Annotated in this window: 17 protein-coding genes and 2 tRNA genes; 13 read left to right on the top strand and 6 right to left on the bottom strand. The window is 42.5% G+C overall.

Features of this window, described 5'->3' with window-relative positions; translation table 11 throughout:
* Nucleotides 1-66 precede the first annotated feature (66 nt).
* From AB4140_RS01190 to AB4140_RS01210, 5 genes are all read right to left on the bottom strand, one after another.
* Nucleotides 67-151: transfer RNA gene (locus tag AB4140_RS01190), tRNA-Leu, on the bottom strand.
* A gap of 123 nt (nucleotides 152-274) precedes the next feature.
* Nucleotides 275-351: transfer RNA gene (locus AB4140_RS01195), tRNA-Met, on the bottom strand.
* Nucleotides 352-555: 204 nt separating this feature from the next.
* Nucleotides 556-1,647 carry a redox-regulated ATPase YchF gene (ychF, locus tag AB4140_RS01200; protein ID WP_102438973.1) on the bottom strand — a complete coding sequence of 364 codons (1,092 nt, stop codon included), beginning with the start codon at nucleotides 1,645-1,647 and terminating at the stop codon, nucleotides 556-558.
* Between the two features lie 75 nt (nucleotides 1,648-1,722).
* Nucleotides 1,723-2,310: an aminoacyl-tRNA hydrolase gene (pth, locus tag AB4140_RS01205; protein WP_102438975.1), complete on the bottom strand. Its 588-nt coding sequence runs from the start codon at nucleotides 2,308-2,310 to the stop codon at nucleotides 1,723-1,725.
* Nucleotides 2,311-2,572: 262 nt separating this feature from the next.
* Nucleotides 2,573-3,796: an FAD-dependent monooxygenase gene (locus AB4140_RS01210; protein ID WP_102438977.1), complete on the bottom strand. Its 1,224-nt coding sequence runs from the start codon at nucleotides 3,794-3,796 to the stop codon at nucleotides 2,573-2,575.
* Nucleotides 3,797-4,055: 259 nt separating this feature from the next.
* On the opposite strand from AB4140_RS01210, the gene AB4140_RS01215 reads away from it, so the two are divergent.
* The 7 genes from AB4140_RS01215 (at nucleotide 4,056) to AB4140_RS01245 (ending at nucleotide 10,722) form a co-directional block, all read left to right on the top strand.
* A complete protein-coding gene (locus tag AB4140_RS01215) occupies nucleotides 4,056-4,475 on the top strand; it encodes a hypothetical protein (RefSeq protein ID WP_102438979.1) in 420 nt (139 codons plus the stop codon).
* A 92-nt stretch (nucleotides 4,476-4,567) separates the two neighbouring features.
* Nucleotides 4,568-5,998: a tRNA (N6-isopentenyl adenosine(37)-C2)-methylthiotransferase MiaB gene (gene miaB, locus AB4140_RS01220; protein WP_102438981.1), complete on the top strand. Its 1,431-nt coding sequence runs from the start codon at nucleotides 4,568-4,570 to the stop codon at nucleotides 5,996-5,998.
* 133 nt (nucleotides 5,999-6,131) lie between these two features.
* On the top strand, nucleotides 6,132-7,238 hold the full coding sequence (locus AB4140_RS01225; protein ID WP_102438983.1) for a PhoH family protein: 1,107 nt from the start codon (nucleotides 6,132-6,134) through the stop codon (nucleotides 7,236-7,238).
* On the top strand, nucleotides 7,228-7,692 hold the full coding sequence (gene ybeY, locus AB4140_RS01230) for an rRNA maturation RNase YbeY (protein ID WP_102477091.1): 465 nt from the start codon (nucleotides 7,228-7,230) through the stop codon (nucleotides 7,690-7,692). The genes AB4140_RS01225 and ybeY overlap by 11 nt, the downstream gene beginning before the upstream one ends.
* A gap of 51 nt (nucleotides 7,693-7,743) precedes the next feature.
* Nucleotides 7,744-8,622, top strand: a complete 879-nt coding sequence (gene corC, locus AB4140_RS01235; RefSeq protein WP_102438987.1) for a CNNM family magnesium/cobalt transport protein CorC — start codon at nucleotides 7,744-7,746, stop codon at nucleotides 8,620-8,622.
* 43 nt (nucleotides 8,623-8,665) lie between these two features.
* Nucleotides 8,666-10,192, top strand: coding sequence for an apolipoprotein N-acyltransferase (lnt, locus tag AB4140_RS01240; RefSeq protein ID WP_102532072.1), 1,527 nt, complete (start codon nucleotides 8,666-8,668; stop codon nucleotides 10,190-10,192).
* A gap of 14 nt (nucleotides 10,193-10,206) precedes the next feature.
* Nucleotides 10,207-10,722 carry a prepilin-type N-terminal cleavage/methylation domain-containing protein gene (locus AB4140_RS01245; RefSeq protein ID WP_102520819.1) on the top strand — a complete coding sequence of 172 codons (516 nt, stop codon included), beginning with the start codon at nucleotides 10,207-10,209 and terminating at the stop codon, nucleotides 10,720-10,722.
* 212 nt (nucleotides 10,723-10,934) lie between these two features.
* Here the strand turns inward: AB4140_RS01245 and AB4140_RS01250 are convergent, their stop codons facing one another.
* Nucleotides 10,935-11,435, bottom strand: a complete 501-nt coding sequence (locus AB4140_RS01250) for a zinc ribbon-containing protein (protein WP_076543105.1) — start codon at nucleotides 11,433-11,435, stop codon at nucleotides 10,935-10,937.
* Between the two features lie 120 nt (nucleotides 11,436-11,555).
* Between AB4140_RS01250 and leuS the strand changes: the two genes are divergently transcribed.
* The 6 genes from leuS (at nucleotide 11,556) to rlmH (ending at nucleotide 17,438) form a co-directional block, all read left to right on the top strand.
* Entirely contained in the window at nucleotides 11,556-14,135 is a 2,580-nt protein-coding gene (leuS, locus tag AB4140_RS01255; protein ID WP_102439165.1) for a leucine--tRNA ligase, read from the top strand.
* Between the two features lie 136 nt (nucleotides 14,136-14,271).
* Nucleotides 14,272-14,766, top strand: coding sequence for an LPS assembly lipoprotein LptE (lptE, locus tag AB4140_RS01260; protein ID WP_371999542.1), 495 nt, complete (start codon nucleotides 14,272-14,274; stop codon nucleotides 14,764-14,766).
* On the top strand, nucleotides 14,766-15,797 hold the full coding sequence (gene holA, locus AB4140_RS01265; protein ID WP_102438993.1) for a DNA polymerase III subunit delta: 1,032 nt from the start codon (nucleotides 14,766-14,768) through the stop codon (nucleotides 15,795-15,797). The genes lptE and holA overlap by 1 nt, the downstream gene beginning before the upstream one ends.
* Nucleotides 15,794-16,519 (top strand): nicotinate-nucleotide adenylyltransferase, encoded by a 726-nt coding sequence (gene nadD / locus AB4140_RS01270; protein WP_102438995.1) that lies wholly within the window; start codon nucleotides 15,794-15,796, stop codon nucleotides 16,517-16,519. The genes holA and nadD overlap by 4 nt, the downstream gene beginning before the upstream one ends.
* A gap of 119 nt (nucleotides 16,520-16,638) precedes the next feature.
* On the top strand, nucleotides 16,639-16,968 hold the full coding sequence (rsfS, locus tag AB4140_RS01275) for a ribosome silencing factor (protein WP_076543101.1): 330 nt from the start codon (nucleotides 16,639-16,641) through the stop codon (nucleotides 16,966-16,968).
* Complete coding sequence (gene rlmH / locus AB4140_RS01280; protein WP_076543100.1) at nucleotides 16,968-17,438, top strand: 23S rRNA (pseudouridine(1915)-N(3))-methyltransferase RlmH; 471 nt, start codon at nucleotides 16,968-16,970, stop codon at nucleotides 17,436-17,438. Before rsfS ends, rlmH begins: the two co-directional genes overlap by 1 nt.
* Nucleotide 17,439 lies beyond the last annotated feature (1 nt).

A 17,439-nucleotide genomic window follows, 5' to 3' on the forward strand; every position in this document is an offset into this window, starting at 1 on the left:
CCACTTGGCGATATCCCAATCTAAAGCTTTTTCGAAAAACCCGCTAATGCCAGCCTTTCTATATAATGGTACGGGAAGAGAGACTTGAACTCTCACACCTTACGGCACCAGAACCTAAATCTGGCGTGTCTACCAATTCCACCACTCCCGCACTGACTCTGTTTAACATCCAGAACACGATGCTCATTTAACCTTGAGAAGGTAGCCAGTCATATTTCTAAAACCTTGCGGCCTTAACTAACCAGCGAATCTCTAGTTTGACATCTTGAGAAGATGGTAGCAATGGCGGGACTTGAACCTGCGACCCCAGCATTATGAATGCTGTGCTCTAACCAGCTGAGCTACATTGCCACTTTATCTTTCGTTGCCCTCGTCGTGAGGACGGGGCGTATTATGCTTATTCAGCGTATCGAGGTCAACTGCTTTTTTTAGCTATTTTCATCAATTGGCACTGTTCGGCTATAAGTTCACCAAACTGCGTAGCAAATCGGCATATTTGACCAAAAAAGTTAACCTCGACCGCTTGTTTGACTAATTAAAGTCTGCAAATACTATTTATACGTTGAATAAGAAATGCATTACATCGCCATCTTTAACGATATAAGCTTTACCTTCTACGCGTAACTTACCTGCTTCTTTAGCACCTGCTTCACCATTAAACTCGATAAAGTCATCATAGGCCATTACTTGGGCGCGAATAAAGCCACGCTCAAAGTCGGTGTGGATCACACCAGCAGCTTGTGGCGCACTGGCGCCTACTGGCACAGTCCATGCTCTTACTTCTTTTACACCTGCAGTAAAGTAAGTCTGTAAGTCCAATAATTCATAACCACCACGAATAACGCGATCAAGCCCTGGCTCATCAAGACCAAGGTCTGCCATAAACTCATCACGCTCTTCAGCGTCCATCTCAGCAAGCTCAGACTCAATAGCAGCACATACTGCAACTACCACGGCGTTTTCTGTCGCGGCAATGGCTTTAACAGCATCTAAATGTGGGTTATTCTCAAATCCATCTTCAGATACGTTAGCAATGTACATGGTTGGCTTTAGGGTTAAGAAGTTAAGGTAGGCAATTGCAGCCATTTCTTCTTTGCTTAACTCTAATGAACGCAGCATTTGGCCTTCATCTAAAGTTGGACGCATTTTTTCAAGTACTTCTACTTCAAACTTAGCATCTTTGTCGCCGCCTTTAGCGCGCTTTTGCTGACGGAAGATAGCACGCTCTAAGCTGTCTAAATCCGCTAACGCAAGTTCAGTGTTGATAACATCAATATCGCCTGCAGGGTCAACCTTGTTAGCAACATGAACGATGTTGTCATCTTCAAAACAACGTACAACGTGACCAATGGCATCCGTTTCACGAATGTTAGCTAGGAACTTGTTACCTAAACCTTCACCTTTTGATGCGCCAGCAACTAAACCTGCAATATCCACAAATTCCATTGTAGTCGGTAAAATACGTTCTGGATTAACAATCGCTGCTAATGCATCTAAACGTGGATCAGGTACTGGAACCACACCCGTATTTGGCTCAATGGTACAAAACGGGAAGTTAGCAGCTTCGATTCCTGCTTTAGTTAACGCATTAAATAGTGTTGACTTACCAACATTTGGCAAACCCACAATGCCGCATTTAAAACCCATATTTTTACCTTTATATAATTAAACTCACCTAGGAAGTGGTAAGTTGTGTCAAATCAATAATCAAAGCGCGGCTAATTAGAGCGCTTTGAATGTGTGTAATCGGTGCATCGCTTTCGCCATGTCTTGTTTAAACAATATTTCAGTTGAACGCACCGCTTCATCTATTGCTGCGTCCATCTTTTCTTGATCGCTCGCTGGCGCTTTACCTAAGACATAACCACTGACGCGGTTTTTATCTCCAGGGTGACCAATACCAATACGTAATCGGTAAAAGCCTTTTTCATTGGCAAGCTTAGCAATAATATCTTTTAAGCCGTTATGACCACCATGACCACCGCCCAATTTAAACTTGGCAACGCCCGGCTCCATATCAAGCTCATCATGGGCCACTAATATCTCTTCAGGTAAAATACGAAAAAAGTTCGCTAATGCGCCCACTGACTTACCGCTTAAATTCATAAACGTAGTAGGTATAAGTAGACGCACATCTTTACCATCAATAGTGACTCTGGCGGTTAAGCCAAAATATTTACTGTCTGGCGCTAAGGTGGCGCCACATAAACGCGCTAACTCTTGTACATACCATGCACCCGCATTATGACGAGTGTGGGCGTATTCTGCACCTGGGTTAGCAAGGCCGACAATTAGTTTTATTTGACTCATTAGCACTCAATTTCAGTGGTTAAATGACTGCGTTATCTTCAATATCATTTATCCATCTTAATAGTTATAGACTAAGATTTTGTGATTTGAAGGCGCTAAAGTGCGGCATTTTAACACTCAAAACTGAACTCAACAAATACACTGTGATAATTAGACAGAATGGGGATAACCTCACTGTGAAAAAGTTCACAGTGAATATAGTTAACCGCCATTAGAAATTGCGTGGTGGGGGAAGGCGTGATTGCTGATTAAATAGAATAAGTTACGCTAAACCCAATGCGTATTTAAGCACTTTCTGTTTGATCGGATTATCGTAGTTTGCCAGTTTCAACAACCCATTTCTTAACAGTTTTATTGGTAATAAATCATTACTAAAGCCTGCATAGAATGCATCCATTGCTGACATCATCAATAAATTATCGCTATAACGTTTGCATTGATACTGCTTTAAACAAGATGCTGTCCACCAAGGTTTATCATTGCCTACTGCATCGGCAATGGTTGCAATCAATACATCGACATCTTTAAAACCAATATTGACGCCCTGCCCTGCAAGCGGGTTAATGGTATGGGCTGCATCACCTAAAATCACAATATTATCTTGGCAATAATCTTGGGCATGACGTCTTGTGAGCGGGAAACTGCCTCTAGCTATAACGGTAAAGTTCTCATCAAGCCTTGATGGAAAGTTAAGCTTAATTTGCTCAGCCAGTTGTTTATGATTGAGCTGCATAAGCTGCTTAATGCGACTATTACTGTCATACCATACTAATGAGGCGTTATTACCCGGTAATGGCAGTAATGAGCGTGGCCCTTGAGGGGTAAACTGTTGCCAAGTTATGTCTTGCTGCGCGGTGTCAGTTTCAACATTAATGAGCATGGCTGACTGAGCATAATCCCAGCCAGTAATACCAATACCGGCCCATTGTCTTACTTGTGAGTTAGCCCCATCTGCGCCAACTAATAATGATGCATGTAATTCAACGCCACTTTTAAGGGTCGCTTTAATTCCTTGAGACAATGATTTTACGTCACTATTGCTCATTTCAATACGCTCGAACTTAGCAACGCTATCAGGGCAATAACAATGCACATTGTCCATCTTTTCAATTTGCTGCCACAGACTCAGTTGAATTAAGCGGTTCTCAAAAAAATAGCCCAGATGTGATTCATCGATCTGATCAGCATGAAAACGGGTAATGCAATCATCGAGCTCCCAGGTTTCTAAACCTTTATAGGCCACATGACGCATAGTGCGTAATTGCTCCATTACGCCCAAGCGTTCGAGTAATTGCTCAGAGGCCACACTAATAGCTGATACGCGTAAGTCTAAGGGCTGCTCAGGTAAATAGGCTTTAGGCGCGAATGCTTCAACCATGGCAACATTTAAGCCAAGCTGACCTAACCCCACAGCTACAGCTGCGCCCACCATACCTCCGCCAACGATGACGACATCATGTTCAACTACATTCGATGCTTGATGCATTGTCTATTTACCTTTAAAAAAGCTGTAATACTGAAACAACATTGACTGTGACGATTATTATGCCAATAAGTGTCATTGAAACTATGTACAAAGATGTCTGTAACGCCTCAATCGTATCGATATGTTGCTATCTTGAGTTTGAGCAACACTTGCTTACACTGATTAAACTTTGACCACCAAACCTTACCTTATACTGAGACTGTCTAGTATGACATGCCTTGCAACCAACCCCTTAAATGCCAAGGTAAGAGAGGATAGTATGTTCAGTCAAAGCACCTATGTACAATCTAATAATGGAACCCTTAAATCACTAACAAGCAGCCGTAATACGTTAATGAGTTATGTAAAAAAGTTTACTAAGTCACTCTATACTATGCCGCTACTTGCAGGGCTTGTTGCTGGCGCAGCCATTATGCCAATGACAGCACAAGCCGAAGTACAACCGATGGAAACCATTACGGTTATTCACCGTTCATCCTTCGATTATGCCTTATATCAACAAACCACGGAAATGCTTACGCAGTTTAATAGAGAGCTAGCGCAAAAAATAATTGTTCAAGCAAGACAAGATAACGTCACAATGGCGAAACAATTTGGCTATTTTACCAATCAATCAAATGAGTTAGCCCAAATAGATAAACACCCTGAAAATATAGGGGTATTAGTCATTTCAGAATAATGCCGCTTAAGTGTGCACAAAGGCTAGCCAGCGAGCCTTTGTGCAGTTAAAATACTCGGCTATTTTTCTGTGGTAATAGAACGGCGTAACTGATGAGTAAAAAACTACACATAAAGACCTGGGGCTGTCAGATGAATGAATATGATTCATCTAAAATGGCTGACTTGCTGGACGATTATCAAGGTTATACCTTGACTGAGGATGCTGAAGAAGCAGACGTACTGCTACTAAACACATGTTCAATTCGCGAAAAAGCGCAGGAAAAAGTGTTTCATCAGCTTGGTCGCTGGAAAACCCTCAAAGACAAAAAACCTAATCTAATTATCGGTGTAGGTGGTTGTGTTGCCTCACAAGAAGGTAAAGCCATTAAAGAACGTGCTCAGTGCGTTGATATTATTTTTGGCCCACAAACCTTACATCGCTTACCTGAGATGATCACCCAAATTAATAATGGCGATAAAGCAGTTATTGATGTGAGCTTTCCTGAAATTGAAAAATTCGATCGCCTACCTGAGCCTCGCGCTGACGGTCCATCGGCGTTTGTGTCTATTATGGAAGGCTGCAGTAAATACTGTTCATTCTGCGTAGTGCCGTACACCCGCGGTGAAGAAGTTAGCCGCCCGGTTGATGATGTCATTTTAGAAATCGCACAACTTGCTGAACAAGGTGTACGTGAAGTAAACCTGCTTGGTCAAAACGTGAATGCGTTTCGCGGTGCTACCCATGATGATGATATTTGCACCTTCGCAGAGTTATTGCGTCTAGTGGCATCAATTGATGGTATCGACCGTGTGCGTTACACAACGAGTAACCCCATTGAGTTTTCACAAGACATTATCGATGTTTATGAAGACACCCCTGAAGTGGTGAGTTTCTTACATTTACCAGTGCAATCGGGATCAGACCGCATTCTAACTAATATGAAACGTGGTCATATGGCAATTGAATATAAATCAATTATTCGTCGTTTACGTAAAGCGCGCCCTGATATCCAAATCAGTTCCGACTTCATTGTCGGCTTCCCTGGTGAGTCAAATGCTGAATTTGAAGACACCATGAAGTTGATTGAAGATGTCAGTTTTGACCACAGCTTTAGCTTTATCTACAGCGCCCGTCCAGGAACACCAGCGGCTGATTTGCCAGATGATGTCACCATGGAAGAAAAGAAAAAGCGCTTAGCGATTTTACAAGACCGTATTACCCAACAAGCCATGCGCTACAGCCGCCAAATGTTAGGCACTGTTCAACGTATTTTAGTTGAAGGCCCTTCAGTTAAGAACCCTATGGAGCTTCGCGGCCGTACTGAAAATAACCGCGTAGTGAACTTTGAAGCTGATCCTAAGTGTATTGGCGGTTTTGTGGATGTTGAAATTGTTGATGTATATACAAACTCGCTGCGCGGCGTATTTATTCGTGGCGAAGACGAGATGGATTTACGTCGAAGTTTACGTCCGTCAGATATCGTAGCCAAACACAAAACTGATGATGATATTGGTGTAAGCCAATTTACCCCAGGCAGCTAATTTAGCCATAAAACGGGTTTATCATTATTTAATAAAGGCGGCCTCGAGCCGCCTTTATTGTGCTTTTCATTTAATACCGTGGTATTTTAACTTTTATACCTATTCGCATTCTTTTTCTTTTGGAGCATTATTTTTGTCCACTAAAGTTACTACCATGAATTTATACCTCGAGCCTGCTGAAACTCGAAGAATTGCCTCATTATGTGGTCCATATGATGACAACATTAAACAGCTTGAACGTCGTTTAGGTGTTGAGATTATCCATAAGAATAATCATTTCAAAATCGTTGGCCTGCCAAGACATGCCTTTAATGCTAATAATTTACTGAAACAGCTATACATTGAAACCCAAACTGTTAAAGGTAGCACCCCAGATTTAGAGCCAGAGCGAGTGCATTTAGCCATTCAGGAGGTCATTAACCTCGAAGCTGAATCATCGGCTGAAGATGACACCCTGCATATCAAAACTAAACGCGGCATCATCAAACCTCGCAATCCAAACCAGTCTGTGTATGTGGCGAATATGGCCAAACACGACATTACCTTTGGTGTGGGACCTGCCGGTACCGGTAAAACCTTTTTAGCAGTTGCCGCAGCTGTTGATGCCCTTGAAAGACAAGAAGTAAGACGAATACTCCTTACCCGCCCAGCTGTTGAGGCTGGCGAAAAATTAGGTTTTTTACCAGGGGATTTAAGTCAGAAAGTCGATCCCTATTTACGCCCGCTTTATGATGCCTTATTTGAAATGATGGGCTTTGAGAAAGTTGAAAAGCTACTTGAACGTAATATTATTGAAGTCGCGCCTTTAGCCTATATGCGTGGTCGAACCCTAAATGATGCGTTTGTTATATTGGATGAAAGCCAAAATACTACTGTTGAGCAAATGAAAATGTTCTTAACCCGTATCGGCTTTAACTCGAAAGCGGTGATCACCGGTGATATTACCCAGATAGATTTGCCTCGCAGTCAAAAATCAGGGCTTCGCCAAGCCATTGAAGTATTGAGTGAGGTCGATGAAATCAGCTTCAACTTCTTTATGTCTCAAGATGTGGTGCGTCATCCGATTGTGGCAAGAATTGTCGAAGCTTATGAAGCCTTTGATTCAAAAGAGCTAGCACAAAAAGCTGAAAAAGAGCGCCAGTATAAACAACGTCAAACGGCCTTTAATGAACAAATGGCCAATGTGGACGTTAACGCCAACGAGATCAGTAAAGACGGAGCAATAAATAATGAGTCTTAAACTTGATTTAGATCTGCAAATTGCCGTTACTGACAGCAGTAAGCTCCCCAGCCGAAGTGAATTTGAGCTATGGGTAGCGACAGCCCTTGGTAACACTATGGCGCAAGCTGAACTGACCATCAGAATTGTTGAAAATACTGAAAGCCAGCAACTTAATAATACTTACCGTGGTAAAGACAAGCCGACTAATGTATTGTCTTTCCCCTTTGAAGCGCCTCCAGGGATTGAGTTACCGCTATTAGGCGATCTCATCATTAGTGCTGAGGTGGTAGAACTTGAAGCAAATCAACAAAATAAGCCCCTTGTCGCACATTGGGCCCATATGGTTATTCACGGCTGCTTGCATTTACTAGGCTATGACCATATTATCGATAATGAAGCTGAAGAAATGGAGTCATTAGAGACTCAACTCATTGAAGGCTTAGGTTTTTCAAATCCATATAAGGAAGCGTAAATAAATCAGACGACTGCATATAACATGCTGATTTTGATTTAGTAAAATATTATGAGTGACGACATCCCACCGAGTACCAACGCCCGTAAGAAGAACTGGATTGGCAAAATTAGTCAGATGTTTCAGGGCGAACCTCAAAATCGCGAAGACTTAGTTGATGTAATTGCTGGCGCAGAAGAGCGCTCTTTAATTACTGAAGACACCCGCGAAATGATGAATGGCGTATTAGAAGTATCAGGGTTGCGGGTACGCGACATCATGATCCCTCGAAGCCAAATAGTCACATTGCAAATCGATAGCACTGTTGAAGAGCTACTAGAAACAGTCATTGAGTCTGCACACTCCCGTTTTCCTGTGGTCAACGAGGATAAAGATCATATTGAAGGTATTTTGCTTGCAAAAGATTTACTTAAATATGGTTTCAAACAATCAGCTCAACCTTTCTCATTGCATCAAGTCATCAGGCCTGCGGTTGTTGTGCCTGAAAGCAAACGCGTTGATGTACTGCTAAAAGAATTCCGCTCCCAGCGATATCATATGGCCATCGTGGTCGATGAATATGGCGGTGTATCCGGCCTAGTGACGATTGAAGATATCTTAGAAGAAATCGTCGGTGAAATCGAAGACGAGTTCGATCATAGTTCAGTAGAAGATACCGAAATCAAAAAGATCAGTAACACCGTGTTTATGATTAAAGCACGTACACCGATTGATGAATTTAATGACGCTTGTGGCACCCAATTTAGCGACGAAGAATTTGATACCGTAGGCGGCTTAGTTTCACACGCATTTGGTCACTTACCAGAGCGAAATGAAACTGTCGTTATCGATAATATCGAGTTTAAAGTCACCAATGCTGACACCAGACGTTTAATTCAACTTAGTGTGAAGTTACCCGATCAAAAACTGCTAGAAGAACTCGACGACTAACTCTGTGCTAAAAAATAAACTTTCCAAGTCATCAGTGATTAAAATGGTGACTGCATTTGTTGCAGGTGCTTCAACCACACTTGCTTTTGCCCCCTACGCTATTTGGGCTTTTTACCCCGCAGCAATGCTATTTGTTTTATGGCAAAGTCGCAGCCTAACCCCGAAAGAAAACTTCTTTCATTGGTTAAGCTTCGGCTTTGGCTGTTTTGCATTTGGCATTAGTTGGGTACATGTCAGCATTGATACCTTTGGTGGTTTACCGCTAATAGTATCAATGGCATTAATGGCAATATTGGCGCTTTATCTGGCCTTATTTCCAGCGCTAGCAGGTTATCTCACTGCGAAACTGTCCCAATATCAGCAAACTCAAGGCTGGCAAGTTTATTTTCGTTACTTAGGGTTATTCCCCGCACTGTGGGTATTTACCGAGTGGATGCGCGGTTGGGTTCTCACAGGTTTCCCTTGGTTATGGGCAGGCTACAGTCAAACCCAAGGGCCATTGTCAGAGCTTGGCAGTATAATTGGCGCATTAGGCTTAAGTTATGTTATCGCACTGGTTTGTGGCAGTATCGCACTGGTGTTATATCAACGTTTTGCCAGTGTTATCATCATATTCTCTTTGATATTTATCAGCACTTACCTTGCGCCGCACATCTCCGACATAAGCCCACGAAATGAAACGGTTAAAGTGGCTTTAGTACAAGGCAATATTGAGCAAAGTATGAAGTGGGAGCCTGACGCACTATGGCCAACTTTACTCAAGTATATGGATTTAAGTCGGCCTAATTTTGATGCTGATATCATCATTTGGCCTGAAGCCGCGATTCCAGCGCCTGAAGCTATGGTGGCAGACTTTTTACATAATACCGACAAGGTGGCTAATTTAAATAATAGCGCCATCATTACCGGTATTATTAGCATGCAACAAAATGACTTTTATAACTCATTAATTGTATTGGGCAATGCCTATCATCCTCAGCAGACTGAGGGCGATTACGTTGGAAGTGGCATTAATGATTACAAGAAACATCATCTATTACCAATAGGTGAGTTTGTCCCTTTTGAAAGCCTTTTACGCCCAATAGCCCCGTTTTTTAATTTACCCATGTCATCTTTTGCACGTGGCACCTATGAGCAAAAAAACCTTAATGCTTTAGGCTATCAAGTGGCACCGGCTTTATGCTACGAAATCGTCTTTCCTGAGCAATTACGCGCCAATGTGAATAAAGACACTGATTTTTTACTCACAGTGTCTAATGATGCCTGGTTTGGTGACTCTATCGGGCCACTGCAACACATGGAAATAGCCCAAATGCGCGCAATTGAGTTGGGGCGCCCCTTAGTCAGAGCCACCAACAACGGTGTTACCGCTGTGGTCGATATTAAAGGCCGTATTACTCACCAACTGCCACAGTTCAAATCTGGAGTATTAGTGGCTGACGTTGCCTTATATGACGGTGAAACTTGGTTTAAGCGAATAGGCCAAACACCGTTACTCATATTATGTAGCTTGATAATTTTATTTAGTTTTATATATCAACTATTATTAAACAAAGGCAGAAAAAAATAGCAAGGAGGCCATGATTGCAGCAAGCATTGCCAGTTAAGCCAAATATATTCAATCCAAATGGATTTACATTAATTGAGTTAGTGGTGGTCATTATCATTTTGGCCGTCATTGCCATTATTGCTGCGCCAAAGTTTATCAACTTTGCCACTGAAGCCCGAATTAACGCATTATCACAATTACAGAGCAGCGTTAAAGCAGCTAATACCCTCGTTTATGCACGCACGCAAATGCCCAGTATTTCTACCCGAAGTGTTCCAGGTCGTGATGATTTAACCGATATCGATTTAGAAGGCGATGGCAGTTTCAATACCCGTTTAATAAACGGTTATCTTGATAATACTGATATCGAAAAATGGATTGTGTCGATGGACGATTGGGAAATCCAATATCGAGGTGCACCTGAAACCTATATTGGATATGATCTCAATGACGATGGTGATGTGCGTGATGACAACTGCTATTTTTTGTACACCCAGGCCAGTAGTGAAGCTAACCCGCCAACATACCAAGTTAGCACCTCGGGTTGCTAAATATGCGCTTTAAACTCAGTTAATCGATAAAAATTGACCATAAAACACTATTGCATAAACATAAGCCATAAAACACTATTACATAAACATAAGCCGTAAAACACTATTACATAAACATAAAACGTAAAACACTATGCCACTTAAGTCAGCTAGCATAGTTGCTGTCTCAAACAATCTCTAAAATCGTGCTATTGTTTGAAATAGGCAGCGCTTTAAGGCGTTAGCGCTTCTCGAGTGAACATTTCATTATCGCATTGTGGGCAATCTGGAATAATACTGGGGAATTCAATTTTCATTTCATGATTACACTCAGTACAAATCACTTTACCTTGGTTAATCACCTCCCCTGACATATAAAAACCCTGATGCTTAAAGTCTTGGGCAATTTCATGCCACTCTACTTGGCTGCGATCAGTAATTTCACCCAGCCAGTGCCATAAGGTGTTTTCAATACCAATGACAGTTGGGCTAAAACTGAGGTTATCGGCATTTTCCTCTTTTATGTAGCTGGCGATGTCACGCTTTAAAAAATCTTCTGCTAAAGCAAGCTCCTCGGCATCGGCGGCTGACTTTAATTGCAAATAATCTTTACACTGGGTCACAGAAGCAAAAAGGCTCTTTGCCGTCAATGAGTTATCTTCATCATATTGTTTCTTAACTTGCTCAAAAAGCGTCTTATATAGTGCTAATAACGCTGAACTTCGTCCACTCATAGTAAATACTCCTTCATCTGAACCTTTTTAATGCATCACTTCTAGTTTATTCTATGCAGATCTTACTCGCGCTTTTTAGCGCTAGATCAAACAATGGGCGGCATTGGCCGGAATAGAGTGATGCAAGAGCAATATAATCCCTCAGAAATTGAAGCCTTGGTGCAAAAGCACTGGGAAGACAAAAAAACCTTCGAAGTAACTGAAGATGCAAACAAAGAGAAATTTTACTGTCTCTCTATGTTCCCTTATCCATCAGGCCGACTTCACATGGGACACGTGCGTAACTACACCATAGGTGATGTTGTTGCTCGTTACCAACGTTTGCAAGGTAAAAATGTGTTACAACCTATCGGTTGGGACTCATTTGGTCTACCTGCAGAGAATGCCGCAATCAATAATAAGACTGCGCCTGCGCCATGGACTTATGAAAATATCGACTACATGAAGAACCAACTTAAGCTATTAGGCTTTGGTTATGATTGGAGTCGTGAAATCGCGACTTGCACCCCTGAGTATTACCAGTGGGAACAATGGTTCTTCACCCAGTTATTTGAAAAAGGCTTAGTCTACAAAAAGACCGCCTCAGTTAACTGGTGTCCAAACGATGAAACAGTACTGGCTAACGAGCAAGTACAAGACGGTTGCTGTTGGCGTTGTGACACTGAGGTGGTTCAAAAAGAAATCCCTCAGTGGTTCATTAAAATCACCGATTACGCTGAAGAGCTATTAAACGATATCGATAAGTTAGATGAATGGCCTGAGCAAGTTAAGGCGATGCAACGTAACTGGATTGGCCGCAGTGAAGGGATTGAAATGACTTTCGGTGTTGCTGGCAGTGACGATAGCTTTGATATCTATACCACTCGTCCTGATACCGTGATGGGCGTAACCTATGTTGCAATTGCCAGTGGTCACCCTCTTGCTGAAGCTGCAGCAAAGAATAACCCTGAGCTTGCTGCATTCATTGAAGAATGTAAAAACGTTGATACTACCGAAGCGGCTATGGCTGCAATGGAAAAGAAAGGCGTTGCGACCGGTCTTAATGCAATCCACCCATTAACCGGCAAAGAAGTGCCTATTTGGGTCGGTAACTTTGTATTAATGAACTACGGTACTGGCGCAGTAATGTCAGTTCCAGCCCATGACCAACGTGATTATGAGTTTGCTAAAAAATACGGTTTAACCATTGAAGCTGTGATCAAGCCTGCTGATAGCGATGTGGATATCAGTGAAGCTGCCTTTACTGATAAAGGCGTGCTATTTAATTCAGGTGAGTTTGACGGTTTAGAGTTCCAAGCTGCATTCGATGCTATTGATGCCAAACTGACTGCTGAAGGTAAAGGTAAGCGTCAAGTGAACTTCCGTCTGCGTGACTGGGGGGTATCGCGTCAACGCTACTGGGGCGCTCCTATCCCTATGGTTACGCTTGAAGATGGCACTGTAATGCCAACACCAGCTGAGCAACTGCCGGTTGTATTACCTGAAGATGTGGTAATGGATGGTATTCAAAGCCCGATAAAAGCTGACAAAGAGTGGGCTAAAACCACGGTAAATGGCCAGCCAGCACTGCGTGAAACTGATACCTTTGATACCTTTATGGAATCATCTTGGTATTACGCCCGTTACTGTAGCCCCCATGCAGATCAAATGCTTGATCCTGCTAAAGCAAACTACTGGTTACCAGTGGATCAATATATTGGCGGTATCGAGCATGCTTGTATGCATTTGCTATACTTCCGCTTCTTCCACAAGTTGCTACGTGATATTGGTTTAGTTGACTCTGATGAGCCAGCCAAACGCTTACTGACTCAAGGTATGGTATTGGCTGATGCTTATTACTATAACAACGAGAAAGGCGCCCGCGTTTGGGTTTCACCATCTGACGTTACAGTACAAGAAACTGACGATAAAGGCCGTGTAGTAAAAGCGGTAGACAGTGAAGGTCATGAACTGGTTTATACCGGCATGAGCAAGATGTCTAAGTCTAAGAATAACGGTATCGACCCACAAGAAATGGTTGATAAATACGGTGCTGACACCGTGCGTTTATTCATGATGTTTGCAGCCCCACCTGAGTTAACCCTTGAGTGGCAAGAATCAAGCGTTGAAGGCGCACATCGATTCATTAAGCGTTTCTGGAAAACAGCTCATGATCATATCGCTCAAGGTGATGTGGTTGAACTTGACCCTAAAGCACTTGATAACAATCAAAAAGCACTTCGTCGTGAATTACATAAAACCATTGCTAAAGTCAGTGATGATGTTGAACGCCGTCAAATGTTCAATACCGCCATTGCCGCTATCATGGAACTGATGAACAAGTTGCAAAAAGCCCCGTCTGCTAATGAGCAAGACAGAGCCCTGATGCAAGAAGCATTATCAGCAGTAACACGTTTGCTTTACCCAATCATCCCACATACTTGTTTCAGCATGTGGACAGCCTTAGGTAACCAAACTGATATCGAAGATAGCCTATGGCCAACAGTTGATGAGTCAGCACTAGTTGAAGACAGCAAACTGATTATCGTGCAAGTTAACGGTAAGCTGCGTGCTAAAATCACAGTAGCTGCAGATGCTGCTAAAGAAGAAGTAGAAGCCCTAGGTTTAGCTGATGAAAACGTACAAAAATTCACTGATGGCGTCACCGTACGCAAAGTGATTTATGTACCAGGCAAACTGCTAAACATCGTTGCTAATTAATCATTTATAAGTAACGATAGCTTGAAGGTGACAAATGACAAGCAATTAGCCTCGTCATTCGTCGCCTTCATAAAGTTAAAGATGTAACCTAATACCCATCTTATGCATGTACAGTTAAAGGATGCCAAAAACAGTGATGCTAATTAAACGCATTAACTTGGCCTTGTTGGCGCTCGTCATTATGACCAGTGCTGGTTGCGGCTTTAAATTACAACGTAGCTATTCAATTCCTGCCGAACTTGAAGAATTGCACCTGCGTTCCAATGACCAATACAGTGAACTGACCCGTCTAGTTAATGAACGCTTACGTATTCACCGTGTGGCAACCGTACCCGCATCAGATGAAGCACCCACTTTAAGCCTCATCAATGACTCACTAGAGCGTGCTACCCTGTCTTTATATCCTACGGGTAACGTAGCTGAGTATGAGCTTATTTATGTGGTTAATTACACTGTTATGTTCCCAGGCAGCGAGCCACAGCGATTCGTATCTGAAATTCGCCGTGATTATCAAGACGATCCGCGTACAGCACTAGCAAAAAGCCGAGAAATGGAAATGTTAGTCAAAGAAATGCGTATTCAAGCGGCTGATAATATTATCCAAACTCTGGCCTCAATCGAGGTGAATTGATGCGGGTTTACCCAGATCAATTAAATCAGCATCTCAAAACACTCCATGGTTGTTATTTACTCTTTGGTGACGACCCATGGTTAATTGAAAACTGCAAAGCACAAATTCTCAGCGCGGCTAAAAAACAAGGTTTTGAAGAGCGGGTACATTTAACTCAAGACAACAGCTTTAGCTGGAATGATTTGCAACAAGAGTGGCAATCAATGAGTTTATTTGCCAGTCGCCGCATCATCGAGTTGACGCTTCCCCAAGCAAAACCTGGCACCGAAGGTTCGGCAGCGTTAACAGCCATGATGCAAAATCCTAATCCGGATATTATTCTGATTATCCATGGGCCAAAGATATCTGCTGAAACCAAAAGCAAATGGTTTAAATCCCTTGATAACGACGGTATTTATTTACCTTGCGCTACCCCTGAAGGGAAACAGTTCCAGCGCTGGTTAGATAATCGCATTCATTTTTACAAGTTACAGGTGCAGATGGACGCCAAAGCCATGCTGTTTAACTTGTTTGAAGGTAATTTGTTAGCTGCTGAGCAAGCCTTGCAATTATTGCAATTACTCAGCCCTGATAAGCCAATCCACAGCGATCATTTAAACGATTATTTTGAAGATCAGTCGCGCTTTACTGTGTTTCAGTTAACCGATGCGCTACTAGGAAACCACCAAAAACATGCCCAGCATATGTTGGTACAGCTTAATGCTGAAGGCACTGCGATGCCAATTCTAATGTGGGCATTGTTTAAAGAGTTAAATGTATTACTCAGTTTAAAATCTGCAGTAGAGCAAGGCGAGCAACTGAATAGTTTATGGTCTAAACATCGTATTTGGGATAAGCGTAAACCCTTTTATCAAGCGGCATTAACCCGACTGAGCCTCAGTCAAATCGAACACATGCTAGCCTTTGCCTCAAAAATTGAGCGCAACCTCAAGCAGCATGGGGTAGAAGATTGGACCGCTATCAGCCATTTAAGTCTGTTATTTGATCCTAATGCCCACAGACGATTAGCCCATATAGAACTGCAAACATGAAGATTGGGATTTTAGGCGGCACCTTTGATCCCATTCATTATGGTCATATCAAACCTGCCATTGAAGTAAAACAACAGCTCAATTTAGACAAAATTTGGCTAATGCCTAATCATATCCCGCCTCACAAACAAACCACTAAAGTTAGCAGTGAGCAACGCTTAGCTATGGCTGAGTTAGTTTGTCAGCAATATGATGAGCTTGAAGTGTGTGATATCGAAATTAATCGTGATAGTCCATCTTACACTGTGACCACTCTTGAGTTATTAACCCAGCGTTATCCCCAGCATCAATTTTATTTCATAATGGGCACAGACTCTTTTATTCAGCTAGCGTCATGGTATCAATGGCAGCAATTATTTGCCCTGTGCCATTTGGTGGTTTGTCGCCGCCCTGGTTGGTCAGCGAGCCATGACCATCCGATGATGCAACTGCTTAAACAAAAGCAAGTAGATTGTCAGCAAGCTGAGTCGATTGAGGCTAAAGTTGGCAATATATTCCCAGTTGAAGTGACCTTGCAAGATATCTCCTCTACTGAAATAAGGGCGCAGCTGACTCAGTTAATGGCTAACGAAACTCACTTACCCACCCAAAGCACTAAACTACTCGCACAAAGCACTCATTTTTCCGCTGATGGCTCTTTGAAATTAGCAAAAGGCTCATTAAATAAAAAACTCCCAGCGTGCATCCAAGCCTATATTTTACAACATCAACTTTACCGTTAACCCCTCGTAATTCCCGCCTCAAAAATCGCTGCTGTTAAAATCAATTTCAGCTTCAATTGCGCTCGCATAGGTATTTTGCGTATAATGCCCCGTTATTTTTATATATCGAGGTAAGTGACGTGCAGAGCACGGAATTAAAAGATTTTGTTATCGATAAAATCGATGACCTGAAAGCCAAAGACGTTGTGGTATTAGACGTTGCAGAACAATCACAAATCACTGATTTTATGGTTATTTGCTCTGGCACATCAAAAACACACGTTCGCGCAATTGCGGAAAATATGATCGTTGAATCTAAAACTGCAGGCTTACAACCATTAGGTGTTGAAGGTCGTGAGAGCAGTGAATGGGTACTGGTTGATCTAGGTGGCGTAATCTTACATGTAATGCAAGACCAAACACGTGAGTTTTATGATCTAGAAAAACTATGGTCTGAAAACAACGCATAATGAAGTTACAACTGATTGCTGTTGGCACCAAGATGCCAGATTGGGTAACCCGCGGATTTGAAGAATACCAACGTCGTTTTCCTCGTGATATGGCGTTAGAGTTGATTGAGATCCCCGCAGGAAAGCGCGGTAAAAATGCTGATATAGCACGCATTCTTCAAAAAGAAGGCGAACTAATGCTAGCAGCAGTACCCAAAGGCAATCACATTGTAAGCCTAGACTTGCCTGGTAAGAACTGGGAAACCCCACAACTTGCCGAGCAACTCAGCAAATGGCAGCTTGATGGCCGTGATGTCAGTTTATTGATTGGCGGTCCTGAAGGTCTTGCGCCAGCATGCAAAGCTGCTGCAAGCCAAAGCTGGTGTTTATCCGCCCTCACTTTGCCCCATCCATTAGTTCGAGTACTGGTTGCCGAAAGCCTTTATCGAGCATGGAGTATAAATAACAACCACCCCTACCATAGAGAGTAAA

The organism is Shewanella sp. 10N.286.51.B2 (genome assembly GCF_041469265.1).
Lineage (GTDB): Bacteria > Pseudomonadota > Gammaproteobacteria > Enterobacterales > Shewanellaceae > Shewanella.

Coding starts and splice junctions, on each gene's coding strand:
- ychF (WP_102438973.1), bottom strand. CDS start 1,647: ATGGGTTTTAAATGCGGCATTGTGGGTTTGCCAAATGTTGGTAAGTCA.
- pth (WP_102438975.1), bottom strand. CDS start 2,310: ATGAGTCAAATAAAACTAATTGTCGGCCTTGCTAACCCAGGTGCAGAA.
- AB4140_RS01210 (WP_102438977.1), bottom strand. CDS start 3,796: ATGCATCAAGCATCGAATGTAGTTGAACATGATGTCGTCATCGTTGGC.
- AB4140_RS01215 (WP_102438979.1), top strand. CDS start 4,056: ATGTTCAGTCAAAGCACCTATGTACAATCTAATAATGGAACCCTTAAA.
- miaB (WP_102438981.1), top strand. CDS start 4,568: ATGAGTAAAAAACTACACATAAAGACCTGGGGCTGTCAGATGAATGAA.
- ybeY (WP_102477091.1), top strand. CDS start 7,228: ATGAGTCTTAAACTTGATTTAGATCTGCAAATTGCCGTTACTGACAGC.
- corC (WP_102438987.1), top strand. CDS start 7,744: ATGAGTGACGACATCCCACCGAGTACCAACGCCCGTAAGAAGAACTGG.
- lnt (WP_102532072.1), top strand. CDS start 8,666: ATGGTGACTGCATTTGTTGCAGGTGCTTCAACCACACTTGCTTTTGCC.
- AB4140_RS01250 (WP_076543105.1), bottom strand. CDS start 11,435: ATGAGTGGACGAAGTTCAGCGTTATTAGCACTATATAAGACGCTTTTT.
- leuS (WP_102439165.1), top strand. CDS start 11,556: ATGCAAGAGCAATATAATCCCTCAGAAATTGAAGCCTTGGTGCAAAAG.
- lptE (WP_371999542.1), top strand. CDS start 14,272: ATGCTAATTAAACGCATTAACTTGGCCTTGTTGGCGCTCGTCATTATG.
- holA (WP_102438993.1), top strand. CDS start 14,766: ATGCGGGTTTACCCAGATCAATTAAATCAGCATCTCAAAACACTCCAT.
- nadD (WP_102438995.1), top strand. CDS start 15,794: ATGAAGATTGGGATTTTAGGCGGCACCTTTGATCCCATTCATTATGGT.
- rlmH (WP_076543100.1), top strand. CDS start 16,968: ATGAAGTTACAACTGATTGCTGTTGGCACCAAGATGCCAGATTGGGTA.